This is a genomic window from Variovorax sp. P1_H12_2, assembly GCF_056405335.1.
Genome location: NZ_JBFUCI010000115.1, coordinates 1 through 15,374, shown reverse-complemented (window position 1 = coordinate 15,374; position 15,374 = coordinate 1). Strand labels below are relative to the sequence as shown.

The following is a 15,374-nucleotide window of genomic DNA, read 5'->3' as shown; positions in this document are numbered from 1 at the left end:
GCCCGGCACCGGTCATCACCTTCGGCCCCATGAGCCTCGTCAACGGCCGGATCGACTTCTCCGACCTGTTCATCAAGCCCAACTACTCGGCCGACCTGACCGAGTTGACCGGCAAGCTGAGCGCCTTTTCGTCCAGGCCCCAGGGCGACAAGCCGGTCCTGGCCGACCTCGAACTGCGCGGCAAGGCCCAGCAGACCGCTTCGCTCGAGATCACCGGCAAGCTCAACCCGCTGGTCAAGCCGCTCGAACTCGACATCACGGCCCGGATGAAGGAGCTCGACCTGCCGCCGCTGTCGCCCTACACGATCCGATTCGCGGGGCACGGCATCGAGCGCGGCAAGCTCAGCATGGACGTCAACTACAAGATCGCGCCCGACGGCACGCTGACCGCGGCCAACAAGCTGGTGCTGAACCAGCTGCAGTTCGGCGAACCGGTCGAAGGCGCGCCGGCCAGCCTGCCGGTGCGGCTGGCCGTGGCGCTGCTGGCCGACCGCAACGGCGTGATCGACATCGACCTGCCGCTGCGGGGGTCGATCAACGACCCCGAGTTCAGCGTCGGCCCGCTGATCCTGAAGGCGATCGTCAACCTGATCGCCAAGGCCGCCACCGCGCCCTTCGCCTTGCTGACCGGTGGGTTCGGCGGCGGCGGCRGCGACGCCAGCACGATCGCCTTCGCGCCGGGCAGTTCGGAGCTGTCCCAGGAGGCAAAGGAAAACCTCGACAAGGTGGCCAAGGCGCTGAACGACCGTCCGGCCCTGCAGATGACGGTGATCGGCACCTCGAGCCTCGAGAAGGAGCGCGACGCCTACCAGCGCCAGCGCCTGCGCGCGTTGACGCAGGTCGAGAAGCGCCGCATCGCGGTGCGTGCCGGCAAGGATGCGGCCGAGGTCGGTCCGGTCACCGACGCCGAGTATCCGGAGTTGCTGGCCGCGGTCTACAAGCGCTCGGAGGTCACCAAGCCGCGCAACATGGTCGGCCTGGCCAAGGACCTGCCGACCCAGGAGATGGAAAATCTGCTGCTGGCCAGCATCGCGGTCGACGAGGAGTCGATGCGGCAACTGGCCGTGGAGCGCGGCGCCGCGGCGMGCGACTACCTGCTGGCGCAGAAGCTGCCCAGTGAGCGCCTGTTCCTCGGCGCGGTGCGCACCAAGGCCGAAGGCGCCGACTGGAAACCCGGTGCCGAACTGAAACTGGCGACCCGTTGACCCGGATCGCCGCAAGTCGGTGAAAATGGAGCCCTGCGCCGGCAAATGCCGGCGCCTCGCTTTTCCCCTAAAGATAACGACATTCGCTCAGTGACTTCAACTTCCTCCAAGCCTCACGACCTCCAGTCCCTCGATACCTTGACCGGAGGCGCCTTCACCGCGCCCACCTCGGGCGAGCGCGCCCAGCGCATCCGGGACTGGCTCGCGGCCAACCCGTCGCCCGAGCAGATGCAGGACGTCTTCAAGGAACTGAGCGGGCGCGACAAGGGCGCCGCCCGGCTGCTGCGCGAGAAGCTCGACGAGCTCAAGCGCGCCAAGGGGCAGGAGGCGATCGCCGTCGAATGGGCGCACAAGGCCGAGGCCCTGCTGGCCCAGCCGAAGCTCAACATCGCCGATGCGCTGGCCTGGCAGCGTGATGCCGCCAAGGCCGGTGCGCCGCTCTCGCGCGAGCCGCTTGCAGGCTTCAAGGCCCGGCTGGCCGAGCGCGTGAAGGGGATCGAGGACCTGCAGCATCGCGCGCAGGTGCATCGCGAGGCGGCGGTGCTGCTGGCGCAGCGCTTCGAAGTGCTCTCGACCAAGAGCTGGCGCGATGCCCAGGGGGTCGAGGAGGCGCTGCGCGCCGACGTCGCCCACTGGCAGCAGCAGGCGGCCGAGATCACGGCGGACCCCAACTGGAGCAGTCTGGACGCCCGTTTCGCGCCGCAACTCGACTCCTCCAAGGCGCAGCTGCTGGTGGTTTCCGAAGCCTTCAACGGTGCACTGGCGCTGGCCGTGGCCGCCGCGGCGGACGCCGCCGCGGCGCTGCCGCCGGTGCCCGTGTGGGCCGACGAACTGCGCGTGGCCCGTGGCGGCACGGCCGAAGCCGCGCCCGCCGCAGCGGCCAGGCCGGCGGCTCCCAAGGTCGATCCGGAGAAGCGTGCAGCGGCGCAGGATGCGGTGCAAGCCGCGCTCGCCAAGCTCGAGCAGGAAACCGCCGAGGGGCATGGCAAGGCCAGCGCCGGCGCGGCGGCCGCGCTGCGCGCGGTGCTCAAGGAACACGGCAAGCTGGTCGAGGCGCCGCTCGAGGCCCGGGTCCATGCGGCCCTGGTGGCGGCGGGCGAGCTCGAGGGCTGGCAGCGCTGGAGCGCCGACAAGGTGCGCGAAGACCTGGTCGCCAAGGCCGAGGGCCTGCTGAAGCGGCCCGAAGGCCAGGCGCTCGGGGGACGCAAGATGCAGGAGACCCTGCGCGCCCTGCGCGAGCAATGGAAGCAATCCGACCAGGGCGGCGTACCCAACCATGCGCTCTGGAAGCGTTTCGATGAAGCCTGCAACGAAGCCCACAAGGTCGTCGAGGCCTGGCTCGAGAAGGTCCGCGCCGATGCCGCAGAGCACCGCGCGCTGCGCACCGCGTTGATCGAGGAAGTCAAGGCCTGGGCGGCGGAGCATGCCCAGGCGTCGGATCTGAAGGCGCACAACCGCGCGCTGCATCAGTTCGCCGATCGCTGGCGCGATGCAGGCCACGTGGGAGAAAAGGTCTTTGCCGAGCTGCAGGCGCAGTGGAACGAGGCCTTCGGCRCCGCCCGCGCGCCTTTCGAAACGGCGCAAAAAGCCAGCGTCGAGCGCCGCCAGGCCATGATCGCCGAGGCGGCCGAACTCGGCGCGGCGCCGATGCTGCGCATCGATGCGGTCAAGGCGCTGCAGCAGCGCTGGCAGCAGGAGGCGCAATCGGTGCCGCTGGATCGCCGCCACGAGCAAAAGCTCTGGGATGCCTTCCGGGCCCCGATCGACGAGGCCTTCAATCGCAAGACCGCCGAGCGCGAAAAAGTCTCGGCCGCGATGAGCGATCACGATCGTCACGTGCTGAATGCCTCCAAGGCGCTCGAGGCCGCCAACAGCACGGGTGATGCGCAGAAGATCCGCGCCGCGGTGGCCCAGCTGGAAGCCGCGCTGCGCGGAGAAGCGCCACCGCCGGCGCCCAAGGCAACAGCGCCGGCAGCGGCCGCCGATGGACCCGCCATGGGAGCGACCGAAGTGGTGGCCCCGGGCCAGGCTGCGGCCGAGTTCGGCGAGAGCGCCGAGCAGGCGCCCGCACCCGAGGACGCCGAGGCGCTGCCTGTCGCCGCGTCCGCGGACGCAGCTTCGCCCGCGCCCGACCTCGTCGCGCCGGCCGATGGGGCCGATCCTTCCGCCCGCTCCGACGCCGAAGCGGTGCCGGCCAGCCCGGCGCCCGCGCCGAAGCCGGCCCCGAAGCCGGTGATCGCCGTGCGCGGCGACGACCGGCCCGGCAACAAGAAGGCCGATGCCGTGCCCGCCGGGCGCGGCGGCAAGTTCGGCGACCGACGCGATGGCCGCGGGCCTGGCGGCCCGGGTGGCCGTCCCGGTGACCGGGGTGCGCCGGCCGGCGGCGGACGCTTCGGCGACCGCCCGCCGCGCTTCGAGGATCGCGGCCCCCGCTTGGGCGATGCTGCTTTCCGGGCCCAGCGCGAAGCGCTCGAGCGCGCCGATTTCGCGCTGCGCAAGCTGGCTTCGCAAGCCCATGGCGAAGCGCTCACGCAGGTGCTCGGCGCCTGGGAAAAGCGCGACGCCGCGCAGCTGCCCAGCGTCCAGGAACTGGGCCGCGCGGTGACGCCGGCGGTGCGCAGCGGCTGGTCGCAGGCCCTGGGCACCGCGCCCTCGGCCCCGTCGGCCGACGCGGCCGAGGCGCTGTTGCGGCTCGAAATGGCGGCGGAAGTGCCGACGCCGGCCGAGCAGCTGGACGCCCGTCGCGCCTTGCAGCTCAAGCTCCTGACCCGGCGCGGCGACCCGACACCCGAACAGACCTGGGGCCAGGACGCCGGCAAGGTGCTGGCCGCCAGCCACGATGCGGTCTCGGCACGCCGGCTTCAGAACGCACTCAAGGCGCTGCTGCGCAAGTGACGGCGGCGCGGTTGCCCCGGGCGGGGCGACCGCTGCTCAGCGGCTCTGAGGCGCGGTGAAGAACGCGTCGAACATCTGCACCAGCGCGCCGAACTCGGCCTGCAGCGCCGCGCGGTTCACGAAGTAGGCCTCGCACGCCACGGCGAAGAACTCGGCCGGCGACTGGGCCCCGTAGGGGTCCAGCCAGGGCTCCTCGCCGCCGAAACGCTCGGCCAGGATGGCTTTCTCGCGCAGGGCCTCATAGGCCGGCTGCAGCACCGTGAACCAGGCGCTGCGTGCCTCTCGCGCGCTGCGCGTGCCCAGGAAGCCCGGCGGCAGTGGCGGACAGCCATCGGCCGCGCCGCTTCGCATGTCGATCTTGTGGGCGAACTCGTGGATCACGACGTTGTAGCCATCGGCCCGCGTGACGCTGCTGGCCAACACGTCCTGCCAGCTCAGCATCACCGGCCCGCGGTCCATGGCCTCGCCGGCGACGATCTCGTCGTACTGGTGCACCACCCCGGTGGCGTCGGTCACCGTGCGGTGCGCCACCACCTCCGAGGGATGGATCACGATGCCGACGAAATCGTCGTACCAGCGCAGCCCGCTCTTCAGGTGCAGCACCGGCAGCACGGCCTGGGCGGCGACCGCCAGCGCCACCTCGTCGGTGATGGCGAAGCCGTGCGCGCCATGGAACTGCTTGTCCCGAAGAAAGGCCGCGGCCAGTCCGCGCAACCGCTCCAGGTCGGCCGCCGGCCGTTCGGCCAGGAACGGGTAGCGTGCCAGCGTGGCTTGCCAGGCGGCGTCGGGCAGGCGGGCGGGGGCGCGCAGCCGGCGCAGCCAGCCGAACATCAGCGCAGATCGACGCGCTGGGCGCCGGCGCTCGACAGGCACAGCAACTGGGCGCGCGGCGGATGCGCCGCCGCGTCCCAGTCGCTCAGCACGATGCGGCGCAAGCCTTGTCCGAGGTCGTGGATCGCCGGCCTGTGGGTGTGGCCATGCACCAGGGTGCTGGCGCCGGCCTGCCGCAGCCAGGCGCGTGCGGCATCGGCATCGACATCGGCCCACACCATGTCGGCGCTGCGCTTGCGGTCTTCGCTCTGGGCCCGCACCGAACGCGCGAGCGTGCGGCGCTCCTCGAGCGGGCGGGCCAGAAGCGCCTGCTGCCACTCGGGCGTACGCACCTGGTCCCGGAAACGCAGGTACTCGGTGTCCTCGAGGCACAGCGCGTCGCCATGGCTCAGCAGCCAGCGTTCGCCGTGCAGCACCAGCACCGTCGGATCGGCGACCAGCGTCATGCCGCAGCGCGCCGCGAAGTCGGCACCGATCAGGAAGTCGCGATTGCCGTGCATGAAAAAGACCGGCCGCCGCGCGGATGCCGCCCGCAGCACCTCGGCGCATTGCGCTTCGAAACCGGGCAGGGCGGCGGCGTCGTCCCCGACCCAGACCTCGAACAGGTCGCCGAGAATGAACACGGCGTCGGCCGGCGTGGTGTCGAGGTAGCCCTGCCAGGCGTCGACGGTGGCGGGCTCCGCCGCCTGCAGGTGCAGGTCGGAGATGAGGTCGACCGTGCGCCAGGCCGAGGGCGCGACGATCTCGGCGAAAGGCGCCATGCGGGCTGCCAGGGTCATTCCGCAACCTCCGTGCTTCGCACTGCGGTCTTCGCGTCGGGAGCGGCCCAGCGGCTCAGGCCTTGACGACGGCCTTCTCGATCACGACGTCCTCGAGCGGCACGTCGTCGTGGAAACCCTTGCGGCCGGTCTTGGCGGCCTTGATCGCATCCACCACTTCCTTGCCGCCGACGACCTTGCCGAACACCGCATAGCCCCAGCCCTGAGCCGAAGGGGCCGTGTGGTTCAGGAAGCCGTTGTCGGCCACGTTGATGAAGAACTGCGCGGTGGCCGAGTGGGGCGCGTTGGTGCGCGCCATGGCGACCGTGTAGTTGTCGTTCTTGAGGCCGTTGTTGGCCTCGTTCTGGATCTCGGCGCCGCACGGCTTCTGGGTCATGCCGGGCTCGAAGCCGCCGCCCTGGACCATGAAGCCCGGGATCACACGGTGGAACACCGTGTTGTCGTAGTGACCCTTGGTGACGTAGGCGAGGAAGTTCTCGACCGTCTTGGGGGCCTTGTCCTGATCGAGTTCGAGCGTGATGACGCCCTTGTCCTTGATGTGCAGTTCGACTTGCGGGTTGCTCATGGGAGTTCCTTTGTTTACTTCGCCAGGGTGGCGGATTGGATGGTGATGGTTTCGACCGGCACGTCCGGCATGCCGGCCTTGATGCCCGTGCGTGCGGCGCGGATCTTGTCGACCACGTCGGCGCCCGAGACCACCTTGCCGAACACCGCGTAGCCGTGGCCATCGGGGTTCGGTGCGTCGAGCATGGTGTTGTCCTTCACGTTGATGAAGAACTGCGCGGTGGCGGAGTTCGGGTCCGACGTGCGCGCCATGGCGATCGTGTACTTGTCGTTCTTCAGACCGTTCTTGGCCTCGAGCGGGATCGGCGCGCGGGTCGGCTTCTGCTTCAGGTCGGGTGTGAAGCCGCCGCCCTGGATCATGAAGCCGTCGATGACGCGGTGGAACACCGTGCCGTCGTACTGCTTGTCCTTGACGTACTGGAGGAAGTTCTCGACCGTCTTGGGCGCCTTGTCGGGCGCCAGTTCGATCACGATGTCGCCGGCCGAAGTGGCGAGCTTGACGCGCGGGGCGCCTTGCGCCCAGCTGGTGGCGGCGCTTCCGGCGACAGCGAGCATTGCGGCCAGGGCCAGCGCCCGGCGGCGCGAAAGGGCTTGAAGAATCACGGTTGGATCGCTTTCGGATGGATGCGCCTCGGCGCGGTCTGGAAAGGGGAAGTCAGTTGCGCACCGGCTTGCGGGCGGCCGGGATCGCCGGCGGCAGGGCMGCGGAGACTGGCACGCCGAACATCTGGCGCACCAGCGCGAGCTTGGGCGGCACCGTGGCGTTGCCGGCCTCCAGCTTCAGCGCGCGGTCATAGGACTGGGCCGCCAGCCGTGCGTAGACGTCGCCGAGGTTCTCGTGCGCGGTCGCGTAGTCGGGGTTGAGCTTGATCGCCATCTCGAGCGCGGCCCGCGCCTTGTCGAACTGGCTCTGGGCTGCATAGAGCGCGGCCAGATTGTTGTAGGGCTCGGGCAGTTCCGGGAAATCCTGCGTCAGCGCCGTGAAGGCCGCGACCGCGTCGGCCTGCTTGCCCTGCTCGGTCAGGATCACGCCGCGCAGGAAGCGCATCTGCGGGTCGCGCGGCTTGCCGGCGATGTAGGCGTCCGCCTTGGCCAGCGCCTGGTCGGCCTTGCCCTGGCGCAGCAGGGTGTTGACGTCGGCGTAGTCGTCCGCGTGGGCGGCGCCGACCAGCAGCGCGAGCAGGAGTGCGGCGAGGATCCGGAAGGTGCGGGGCATGAAAGAGGAGGGGTAGAAAGCGGCGTGCTGCATGAAGCCTCGAGAGTAGGAGGGGACGCGGGCCTCGTAAACACGCGGAAAACATCCGGCGGTGGCCGTTTATACTGGGCGTGATTGTAGCCGAGGGGCCATCTCCAGCCGTTCGTCGCCACACCCCCCGTCACCCCTGAAAAACCCCCATCGTTCGCCCGTTCCAGCACGTGCGCGAATCGACGTTTCCGAGCCTCATGAGTCTTCGCATCTACAACACGCTCTCGCGTGAACTGGAGAAATTTTCCCCTCTGCAACCCGGCAGGGTGCGCATGTACGTGTGCGGCATGACGGTCTACGACTACTGCCACCTGGGCCATGCGCGTTCGATGATCGCCTTCGACGTGGTGCAGCGCTGGCTCAAGACCTCGGGCCTGGTAGTGGACTACGTGCGCAACATCACCGACATCGACGACAAGATCATCCGCCGCGCGGTCGAGAACGGCGAGAGCATCCGGGCACTCACCGATCGCATGATCGACGCCTTGCACGAAGACGCCGACGCACTCGGCATCGAACGGCCTACACACGAGCCGCGCGCCACGGAGTTCATTCCGCAGATGCTGTCGATGATCTCCACGCTCGAGCAAAAGGGCCTGGCCTACCGCTCGTCCAACGGCGACGTGAACTTCGCCGTGCGCAAGTTCCCCGGTTACGGCAAGCTCAGCGGCAAGACGCTCGACGAGCTGCATGCCGGCGAGCGCGTGGCCGTGCTCGACGGCAAGGACGACCCGCTCGATCCGGTGCTCTGGAAGAGCGCCAAGCCGGCCGAGCCCGACGAGGTCAAGTGGGCCAGCGACTTCGGCGCCGGCCGTCCCGGCTGGCACATCGAGTGCTCGGCCATGGCCTGCCAACTGCTCGGCGAGACCCTCGACATCCATGGCGGCGGCGCCGACCTGCAGTTTCCGCACCACGAGAACGAGATCGCGCAGAGCGAAGGCGCGAATGGCAAGCCGCTGGCCCGCACCTGGATGCACAACGGCTTCATCAACATCGACGACGAGAAGATGTCCAAGAGCCTGGGCAATTTCTTCCTGATCCGCGACGTGCTGAAGAAATTCGACGCCGAAACCGTGCGCTTCTTCGTCGTCCGGGCGCACTACCGCAGCCCGCTCAACTACAGCGACGTGCATCTGGGCGACGCGCGCAATTCGCTGCGGCGGCTGTACAACGCGCTCGCCCTGGTGCCGCCGGCCCCGGTGGCGATCGACTGGGGCAACCCCTATGCGGCGCGCTTCAAGGCGGCGATGGACGAAGACTTCGGCACCCCCGAAGCCGTGGCCGTGCTGTTCGATCTGGCGGGTGAGGTCAATCGCACGCAGTCGCGCGAGACGGCCGGCCTGCTGAAGGCGCTGGCCGGTTGCCTGAACCTGCTGCAAGCCGATCCGCAGGCCTTCCTGCAGGCCGGCAGCACGCTCGACGAGGCCACCATCCAGGCCCTGATCCAGCAGCGCGCCGATGCCAAGGCAGCGAAGAACTTCGCCGAGGCCGACCGCATCCGCGGCGAGCTGCTGGCCCAGGGCATCGTGCTGAAGGACTCGGCGAGCGGCACCACCTGGACCTCGGCGCAGTGAGCGCCGCCACCCGCACCATGGCCGCCAAAGAGCCGATCGTCCAGGTCTTCACGCCCGATTACTGGGAGGACGCCTGCAAGCACCTGGCCCGGAAGGACCGCGTCATGAAGCGGCTGATCCCGCGCTTCGGCGACGTCCGCCTGGAGTCGCGCGGCGACCCATTCACGACCCTCGCACGCAGTATCGTCGGCCAGCAGATTTCGGTGCCGGCGGCGCAGACGGTCTGGCGCCGCTTCGTGGAGCTGCCGCGCAAGCTGACGCCGGCCAGCGTGCTGAAGCTCAAGGTCGACGACATGCGCGGCGCCGGCCTCTCGGTGCGCAAGGTCGAATACCTGGTCGACCTGGCGATCCATTTCGACTCGGGCGCGGTGCACGTCGACGCCTGGGAAAACATGTCCGACGAGATGATCATCGCGGAACTGATCGCGATCCGCGGGATCTCTCGATGGACCGCCGAGATGTTCCTGATCTTCCACCTGATGCGGCCCAACGTGCTGCCGCTGGACGATCCGGGCCTGATCACCGGCATCAGCCAGAACTATTTTTCGGGCGATCCGGTCAGCCGCAGCGACGCCCGCGAGGTGGCGGTCGCCTGGGCGCCGTATTGCAGCKTGGCGACTTGGTATATTTGGCGATCGCTCGACCCGCAACCGGTCGTTACTGAATAACAGGAGAAGACGTTGGCGAAACGAACCTTTCTCGACTTCGAGCAGCCCGTGGCCGAGCTCGAAAGCAAGATCGAAGAACTGCGTTATGTACAGACCGAATCCGCGGTCGACATCTCTGAAGAAATCGATCAGCTGGGCAAGAAAAGCCTGCAGCTCACCAAGGACATCTACAGCGACCTGACGCCCTGGCAGATCACCAAGATCGCCCGCCATCCCGAGCGCCCCTACACGCTCGACTACGTGAACGAGATCTTCACCGACTTCGTCGAGCTGCATGGCGACCGCCACTTCTCGGACGACCTGTCGATCGTCGGCGGCCTGGCGCGCTTCAACGGCACGCCCTGCATGGTGCTGGGCCACCAGAAGGGCCGCGACACCAAGGAGCGCACCGCGCGCAACTTCGGCATGAGCAAGCCCGAGGGCTACCGCAAGGCGCTCAGGCTCATGAAGACGGCCGAGAAGTTCAAGCTGCCGGTCTTCACCTTCGTCGACACACCGGGCGCCTATCCGGGCATCGACGCCGAGGAGCGCGGCCAGTCGGAGGCCATCGGCCGCAACATCTTCGAGATGGCGCAGCTCGAGGTGCCGATCATCGTCACCATCATCGGCGAGGGCGGCTCCGGCGGCGCGCTGGCGATCTCGGTCGGCGACCAGCTGGTGATGCTGCAGTACTCGATCTATTCGGTGATCAGCCCCGAAGGCTGCGCCTCGATCCTCTGGAAGACCAGCGATCGCGCCCAGGAAGCCGCGGATGCCCTGGGCATCACGGCGCACCGCCTCAAGGCGCTGGGCCTGGTCGACAAGATCGTCAACGAACCGGTCGGCGGCGCGCATCGCGACCACCGCCAGATGGCGGCCTTCCTCAAGCGCGCGCTCAACGACTCGTTCCGCCAGGTCAGCGACCTGTCGACCAAGGACCTGCTGAACCGCCGCTACGAGCGGCTGCAGAGCTACGGCCGTTTCGCCGACACCAAGGCCGACAGCGGCAAGTAGGGCGCCGCGGCCGCTGGCCGCCGTTTCGCCCGTCGCCATGGAAAACCCCGCCGTCCACGCACTCGCGGCCTGGCCGGCGCCGCTGCCTTTGGCGGTCGCCTACAGCGGCGGCGCCGATTCCACCGCCTTGCTGCATGCCGCCGCCGCGCGCTGGCCGGGGCAGGTGCATGCGCTGCACGTGCATCACGGGCTGCAGCAGGCGGCCGATCGCTTCGAGAGCCATTGCGCGACCACTTGCGCGGCCCTGGGCGTGCCCTTGCACGCGGCCCGCGTCGATGCCCGCCACGCGAGCGGCGAGAGCCCGGAGGATGCCGCGCGCCGCGCTCGCTACGCCACGCTGGCGGCGCTGGCGCTGGCGCAGGGGCTGCGGCACGTGGCGCTGGCCCAGCACGCCGATGACCAGGTCGAGACGATGCTGATCGCGCTCGGCCGCGGCGCCGGGCTCGACGGGCTGGCCGGCATGCCGCGCCGCATGGAGCGGCACGGCGTGAGCTTTCACCGGCCGCTGTTGGAACTCCGGGCCGATGCGCTGCGCGAATGGCTCGCCGCCGCCGGCGTGAGCCACATCGAAGACCCCAGCAACAGCGATCTGCGCTTCACGCGCAACCGGATCCGCCAGTTGCTGCTGCCGGCCCTGCAGGCGGCGCTGCCGCAGTACCGCGACACCTTTGCGCGCTCGGCACGCAATGCCGCCAGGGCCTCCGTCCTGCTCGCGGGGCTGGCCGAGCAGGATCTGGCCGAGGCCGGTTCGCCGCCGGCGCTGGCCGTGTTGCGGGCGCTGCCGCAGGAGCGTCTGGCCAATGCGCTGCGCCACTGGCTGCGGCGCGACCATGGCGCGGTGCCCAGTGAAGCGCAGCTCTTGCAGCTGCAGGCGCAGATCGCCGCCTGCAGCACGCGGGGGCACCGGATCCGCCTCAAGATCGCGGCCGGGCGGGTCGAGCGGGAAGGCGGCGTGCTGCGTTGGTACAATGCTTCGCCCTTGTCGTAGCCCGCAGCCTTGGCGCTGAGTTCGGCTCGGCGGGCGCACGGATTCCGGCATTGCGGCGTCCGAACCCTTCTCTTTGACTTCACCCATGGCATTGATCGTTCATAAATACGGCGGCACGTCGATGGGCTCGACCGAGCGCATCCGCAATGTCGCCAAACGCGTCGCCAAGTGGGCGCGCGCCGGCCACCAGATGGTCGTGGTCCCGAGTGCCATGAGCGGCGAGACCAACCGCCTGCTCGGCCTGGCCAAGGAACTGGCGCCCGGCAATGCCGGCACCACCTACGCCCGCGAACTCGACATGCTTGCCGCCACCGGCGAGCAGGCTTCATCGGCCCTGTTGGCGATCGCGCTGCAGGCCGAGGGCCTCGAGGCCGTGAGCTATGCGGGCTGGCAGGTCCAGGTCAAGACCGACAGCGCCTACACCAAGGCGCGCATCGAGAGCATCGACGACGATCGCGTGCGCGCCGACCTCGACGCCGGCCGCGTCGTCGTCATCACCGGTTTCCAGGGCGTGGACGAGGGCGGCAACATCACCACCCTCGGGCGCGGCGGCAGCGACACCTCGGCGGTGGCGATCGCGGCGGCGCTGAAGGCCCACGAGTGCCTGACCTTCACCGACGTCGACGGCGTCTACACCACCGACCCGCGCGTGGAGCCCGACGCGCGCCGGCTCAAGACCGTGAGCTTCGAGGAAATGCTCGAGATGGCGAGCCTGGGCTCCAAGGTGCTGCAGATCCGCTCGGTCGAATTCGCCGGCAAGTACAAGGTGCCGCTGCGCGTGCTGTCGAGCTTCACGCCCTGGGACATCGACATCGAGGAAGAAGCCAAGTCCGGCACGCTGATCACTTTCGAGGAAGACGAAAACATGGAAAAAGCCGTCGTATCCGGCATTGCCTTCAACCGCGACGAAGCCAAGATCTCGGTGCTCGGCGTGCCCGACAAGCCGGGCATCGCGTACCACATCCTCGGCGCCGTCGCGGACGCCAACATCGAGGTCGACGTGATCATCCAGAACCTGAGCAAGGACGGTCGCACCGACTTCAGCTTCACGGTGCATCGCAACGACTACGCCAAGGCGATCGACCTGCTCAGGGACAAGGTGCTGCCCACGCTGGGCGCGGCCGACATCGTCGGCGACACCAAGATCTGCAAGGTCAGCATCGTCGGCATCGGCATGCGCAGCCACGTCGGCGTGGCGAGCAAGATGTTCCGCGTGCTCAGCGAAGAGGGCATCAACATCCAGATGATCTCGACCAGCGAGATCAAGACTTCGGTCGTGATCGACGAAAAATACATGGAACTCGCGGTCCGCGCGTTGCACAAAGCCTTCGATCTGGACCTGCCGACGGCTTGAACGTGGCATAATCGACGGCTCAGGAACTGTGACCGAGTGGCCGAAGGTGCTCCCCTGCTAAGGGAGTATGGGGTGTAGAGCCTCATCGAGGGTTCGAATCCCTCCGGTTCCGCCAGACATCGTCTTGGACGATCCCAAAAAGCCCCGCTGCATTCGTGCTGCGGGGCTTTTTCCATTGGGGACCGCATCCATCGTCGAACCAGCGCGGCGGGGCGGCGGGTGAAATCGGTTCACGCTCGGTTTCGGGGCACAGCGTGGCCTCCGGCCATTTCTCCTGAGTACTTTCTCATTGCTTCTCGATCGCGCGAGGACTAAGCTGCGCGCACGTCGGATGACGATGAAAAAGGAGGCACCCGTCCCCGAGGCGCTGGACCCGATGCTCTCGCTGTTCAAGGGGGCGCGGCCGCCGGTGACCGCCATACCGGCCAGGTCTATGTGTTCGATCGCGAGGCCCGGTTGGTCTGGCACACCAGCGAGCTACCGCCGGCAGCGGAGGTCATGGCTGCGTTGCGGCGCGTTGCGTAGGGTGGTCCAGGTCGCCGGGTAACATCCCTGCATGCCCGAATTCACCCTCGAACTTGCCTCCGTCGTCGCTGTGACCTTTGCCTCCATCATGACCGTCGGCTTCGCCTGGCGCGAACGCAAGTGGGGTCCGGCGCTCATGATGGTCGGCATCGTGGGCTTCCTGGCCATCATCGCGTACGGCATCGTGCCGAGGTTCTGAGCCAGGGTCGGGGTTCGGAGACGACCCTCGCTATTCGACGATCAGCCCCTTCAACGCCGGGTCGGCCTCGGGCACGCTGAACTTCATGCCCTTGAGTGTCTTGACCAGCAATTGCGCGACCATCAGGTTGCGGTGCCGCTTGCTGTCGGCCGGAATCACGTGCCAGGGCGCCTCGTCGGTCGAGGTGGCGACCAGCGCCTTGTCGTAGGCCTGCTGGTAGGCATCCCATTTCTTGCGGACCTCGAGATCGGCCAGCGCGAACTTCCACTGCTTGCCGGGTTCGTCGATGCGGGCCTGCAGGCGCTCGCGCTGCTCGTCCTTGCTGATGTGCAGCATGCACTTCACGATCACGGTGCCGGTCTGGGTCAGCAGCCGTTCGAAGTCGTTGATCAGCGCGAAGCGCTGCCGCGTCTMGTCCTTGYCGATCGTGCCCTCGACCACCGGCACCAGCACGTCCTCGTAGTGGCTGCGGTTCCACACGGTGATGTCGCCGGTGCGCGGCGCCGCGGCATGGCAGCGCCACAGGAAGTCGTGCGCGCGCTCCTCCTCGGTCGGGGCCTTGAAAGCGGTTACCTTGACGCCCAGCGGCGAGGTGCGCGAGAACACCCAGCGGATCGTGCCGTCCTTGCCGCTGGTGTCCAGGCCCTGCAGCACCAGCAGCAGCTTGCGCCGCCCTTCGGCGTGCAGCAGGTTCTGCAGCGTGTCGAGTTCGATGGCCAGGGCATCGAGCTCGGCGCGCTGCGCATCGTCGTTGCCCTCGAGAAAGGGCGTCTCGGCGGGGTCGACGCCCGCCAGGCTGAACTTGCTGTCGACGCGGTACTTCTTGAAGCTGGCCATCGGTGGGGGTTCCTTCACTCGTTGTCGTCGGGCTCGAGCGAGGCGCTCCAGCGGTTGTCCCAGTCGGCGCGGCGGGCGCCGTCGAGCTCGCGCCGGTCGCGCTTGGTGGGCCGGCCCTGCTCGATGGCGAGCGCCGGTTCGCTGCCGAGCCGGCGCTGTTCGCGCGCGGCGGCCTGCGCCGCCAGGCTCTCGGGCGTCTCTTCGTAGAGCTGCTGCGCGACCGGGGCCGGGCCGCGCTGGCCGCTGATGCCGCGCACCCGCACCACGCGCGACAGGCTGCCGAGCCGCATCGTCACCGTGTCGCCCACCTTGACTTCGCGCGAGGCCTTGGCGACGTCGCCGTTGACCTGCACGCGGTTCTTGCCGATTTCCTCGGCGGCGAGCGAGCGCGTCTTGAAGAAGCGCGCGGCCCAGAGCCATTTGTCGATGCGAAGACGGTCCATGTGTCAGCGATTGTCGCGCGCCTGCGGGAATCGCACGACAGCGTCGAGCCCGATGGTCCGTCCGTCGGCTGTCCGGTTCTCCAGCGCGATGCTGCCGCCCAGCGCCAGCACGATCTCGCGGCAGATCGCCAGCCCGAGGCCGGAGCCGCTGGCGACGTCGCCGGCTGCGAAGGGCGCGAACAGGCGTTGCCGCAACTCGTCGGAGATGCCCCGGCCGTGGTCGCTCACCACCAGCAGCGCCGTGTCGCCTTCGGCATGCACCCTCACCGTCAG

The 15,374-nt window shown here is 68.7% G+C and carries 16 protein-coding genes and 1 tRNA gene; 9 read left to right on the top strand and 8 right to left on the bottom strand.

Features of this window, described 5'->3' with window-relative positions; all coding sequences use genetic code 11:
* Both AC1D2K_RS14030 and AC1D2K_RS14025 read left to right on the top strand, forming a co-directional pair.
* On the top strand, positions 1-1,205 hold a 1,205-nt coding region (locus AC1D2K_RS14030; protein ID WP_478089435.1), incomplete at its 5' end, for a DUF748 domain-containing protein.
* Positions 1,206-1,295: 90 nt separating this feature from the next.
* On the top strand, positions 1,296-4,100 hold the full coding sequence (locus AC1D2K_RS14025; protein WP_478089434.1) for a DUF349 domain-containing protein: 2,805 nt from the start codon (positions 1,296-1,298) through the stop codon (positions 4,098-4,100).
* Positions 4,101-4,136: 36 nt separating this feature from the next.
* Here the strand turns inward: AC1D2K_RS14025 and AC1D2K_RS14020 are convergent, their stop codons facing one another.
* The 5 genes from AC1D2K_RS14020 to AC1D2K_RS14000 form a co-directional block, all read right to left on the bottom strand.
* Positions 4,137-4,931, bottom strand: a complete 795-nt coding sequence (locus AC1D2K_RS14020) for a M90 family metallopeptidase (protein ID WP_478089433.1) — start codon at positions 4,929-4,931, stop codon at positions 4,137-4,139.
* Positions 4,931-5,710, bottom strand: a complete 780-nt coding sequence (locus AC1D2K_RS14015; RefSeq protein WP_478089432.1) for a UDP-2,3-diacylglucosamine diphosphatase — start codon at positions 5,708-5,710, stop codon at positions 4,931-4,933. The genes AC1D2K_RS14020 and AC1D2K_RS14015 overlap by 1 nt, the downstream gene beginning before the upstream one ends.
* 55 nt (positions 5,711-5,765) lie before the next feature.
* Positions 5,766-6,275: a peptidylprolyl isomerase gene (locus AC1D2K_RS14010; protein WP_478089431.1), complete on the bottom strand. Its 510-nt coding sequence runs from the start codon at positions 6,273-6,275 to the stop codon at positions 5,766-5,768.
* A 14-nt stretch (positions 6,276-6,289) separates the two neighbouring features.
* Positions 6,290-6,829, bottom strand: coding sequence for a peptidylprolyl isomerase (locus AC1D2K_RS14005; protein WP_478089437.1), 540 nt, complete (start codon positions 6,827-6,829; stop codon positions 6,290-6,292).
* A gap of 100 nt (positions 6,830-6,929) precedes the next feature.
* On the bottom strand, positions 6,930-7,523 hold the full coding sequence (locus AC1D2K_RS14000; protein WP_478089430.1) for a tetratricopeptide repeat protein: 594 nt from the start codon (positions 7,521-7,523) through the stop codon (positions 6,930-6,932).
* Positions 7,524-7,717: 194 nt separating this feature from the next.
* Between AC1D2K_RS14000 and cysS the strand changes: the two genes are divergently transcribed.
* The 7 genes from cysS (at position 7,718) to AC1D2K_RS13965 (ending at position 13,821) form a co-directional block, all read left to right on the top strand.
* On the top strand, positions 7,718-9,094 hold the full coding sequence (gene cysS / locus AC1D2K_RS13995; RefSeq protein ID WP_478089429.1) for a cysteine--tRNA ligase: 1,377 nt from the start codon (positions 7,718-7,720) through the stop codon (positions 9,092-9,094).
* A 17-nt stretch (positions 9,095-9,111) separates the two neighbouring features.
* The gene (locus AC1D2K_RS13990) at positions 9,112-9,762 is read left to right on the top strand and encodes a DNA-3-methyladenine glycosylase family protein (RefSeq protein ID WP_478089436.1); all 651 of its coding nucleotides are present in this window, start codon (positions 9,112-9,114) and stop codon (positions 9,760-9,762) included.
* Between the two features lie 12 nt (positions 9,763-9,774).
* The gene (locus tag AC1D2K_RS13985; RefSeq protein WP_478089428.1) at positions 9,775-10,755 is read left to right on the top strand and encodes an acetyl-CoA carboxylase carboxyltransferase subunit alpha; all 981 of its coding nucleotides are present in this window, start codon (positions 9,775-9,777) and stop codon (positions 10,753-10,755) included.
* Positions 10,756-10,792: 37 nt separating this feature from the next.
* Positions 10,793-11,743, top strand: coding sequence for a tRNA lysidine(34) synthetase TilS (tilS, locus tag AC1D2K_RS13980; protein ID WP_478089427.1), 951 nt, complete (start codon positions 10,793-10,795; stop codon positions 11,741-11,743).
* Positions 11,744-11,828: 85 nt separating this feature from the next.
* On the top strand, positions 11,829-13,097 hold the full coding sequence (locus AC1D2K_RS13975; RefSeq protein WP_478089426.1) for an aspartate kinase: 1,269 nt from the start codon (positions 11,829-11,831) through the stop codon (positions 13,095-13,097).
* Positions 13,098-13,119: 22 nt separating this feature from the next.
* A tRNA-Ser gene (locus tag AC1D2K_RS13970) sits at positions 13,120-13,212 on the top strand.
* 441 nt (positions 13,213-13,653) lie between these two features.
* Positions 13,654-13,821 carry a hypothetical protein gene (locus AC1D2K_RS13965; RefSeq protein WP_478089425.1) on the top strand — a complete coding sequence of 56 codons (168 nt, stop codon included), beginning with the start codon at positions 13,654-13,656 and terminating at the stop codon, positions 13,819-13,821.
* Between the two features lie 30 nt (positions 13,822-13,851).
* Here AC1D2K_RS13965 and AC1D2K_RS13960 read toward each other — a convergent pair whose 3' ends face one another.
* The 3 genes from AC1D2K_RS13960 to AC1D2K_RS13950 all read right to left on the bottom strand — a co-directional run.
* Positions 13,852-14,658, bottom strand: a complete 807-nt coding sequence (locus tag AC1D2K_RS13960; protein WP_478089424.1) for a PPK2 family polyphosphate kinase — start codon at positions 14,656-14,658, stop codon at positions 13,852-13,854.
* A 14-nt stretch (positions 14,659-14,672) separates the two neighbouring features.
* Entirely contained in the window at positions 14,673-15,101 is a 429-nt protein-coding gene (locus tag AC1D2K_RS13955; protein ID WP_442282684.1) for an RNA-binding S4 domain-containing protein, read from the bottom strand.
* Positions 15,102-15,104: 3 nt separating this feature from the next.
* Positions 15,105-15,374: sensor histidine kinase (locus AC1D2K_RS13950; RefSeq protein WP_478089423.1), on the bottom strand; the 270-nt coding region annotated here is incomplete at its 5' end.

Excerpts from the sequence above, each read along its gene's own strand:
- AC1D2K_RS14020 (WP_478089433.1), bottom strand. The coding sequence starts at position 4,931 with ATGTTCGGCTGGCTGCGCCGGCTGCGCGCCCCCGCCCGCCTGCCCGAC.
- AC1D2K_RS14015 (WP_478089432.1), bottom strand. The coding sequence starts at position 5,710 with ATGACCCTGGCAGCCCGCATGGCGCCTTTCGCCGAGATCGTCGCGCCC.
- AC1D2K_RS14010 (WP_478089431.1), bottom strand. The coding sequence starts at position 6,275 with ATGAGCAACCCGCAAGTCGAACTGCACATCAAGGACAAGGGCGTCATC.
- AC1D2K_RS14005 (WP_478089437.1), bottom strand. The coding sequence starts at position 6,829 with ATGCTCGCTGTCGCCGGAAGCGCCGCCACCAGCTGGGCGCAAGGCGCC.
- cysS (WP_478089429.1), top strand. The coding sequence starts at position 7,718 with ATGAGTCTTCGCATCTACAACACGCTCTCGCGTGAACTGGAGAAATTT.
- tilS (WP_478089427.1), top strand. The coding sequence starts at position 10,793 with ATGGAAAACCCCGCCGTCCACGCACTCGCGGCCTGGCCGGCGCCGCTG.
- AC1D2K_RS13975 (WP_478089426.1), top strand. The coding sequence starts at position 11,829 with ATGGCATTGATCGTTCATAAATACGGCGGCACGTCGATGGGCTCGACC.
- AC1D2K_RS13965 (WP_478089425.1), top strand. The coding sequence starts at position 13,654 with ATGCCCGAATTCACCCTCGAACTTGCCTCCGTCGTCGCTGTGACCTTT.
- AC1D2K_RS13955 (WP_442282684.1), bottom strand. The coding sequence starts at position 15,101 with ATGGACCGTCTTCGCATCGACAAATGGCTCTGGGCCGCGCGCTTCTTC.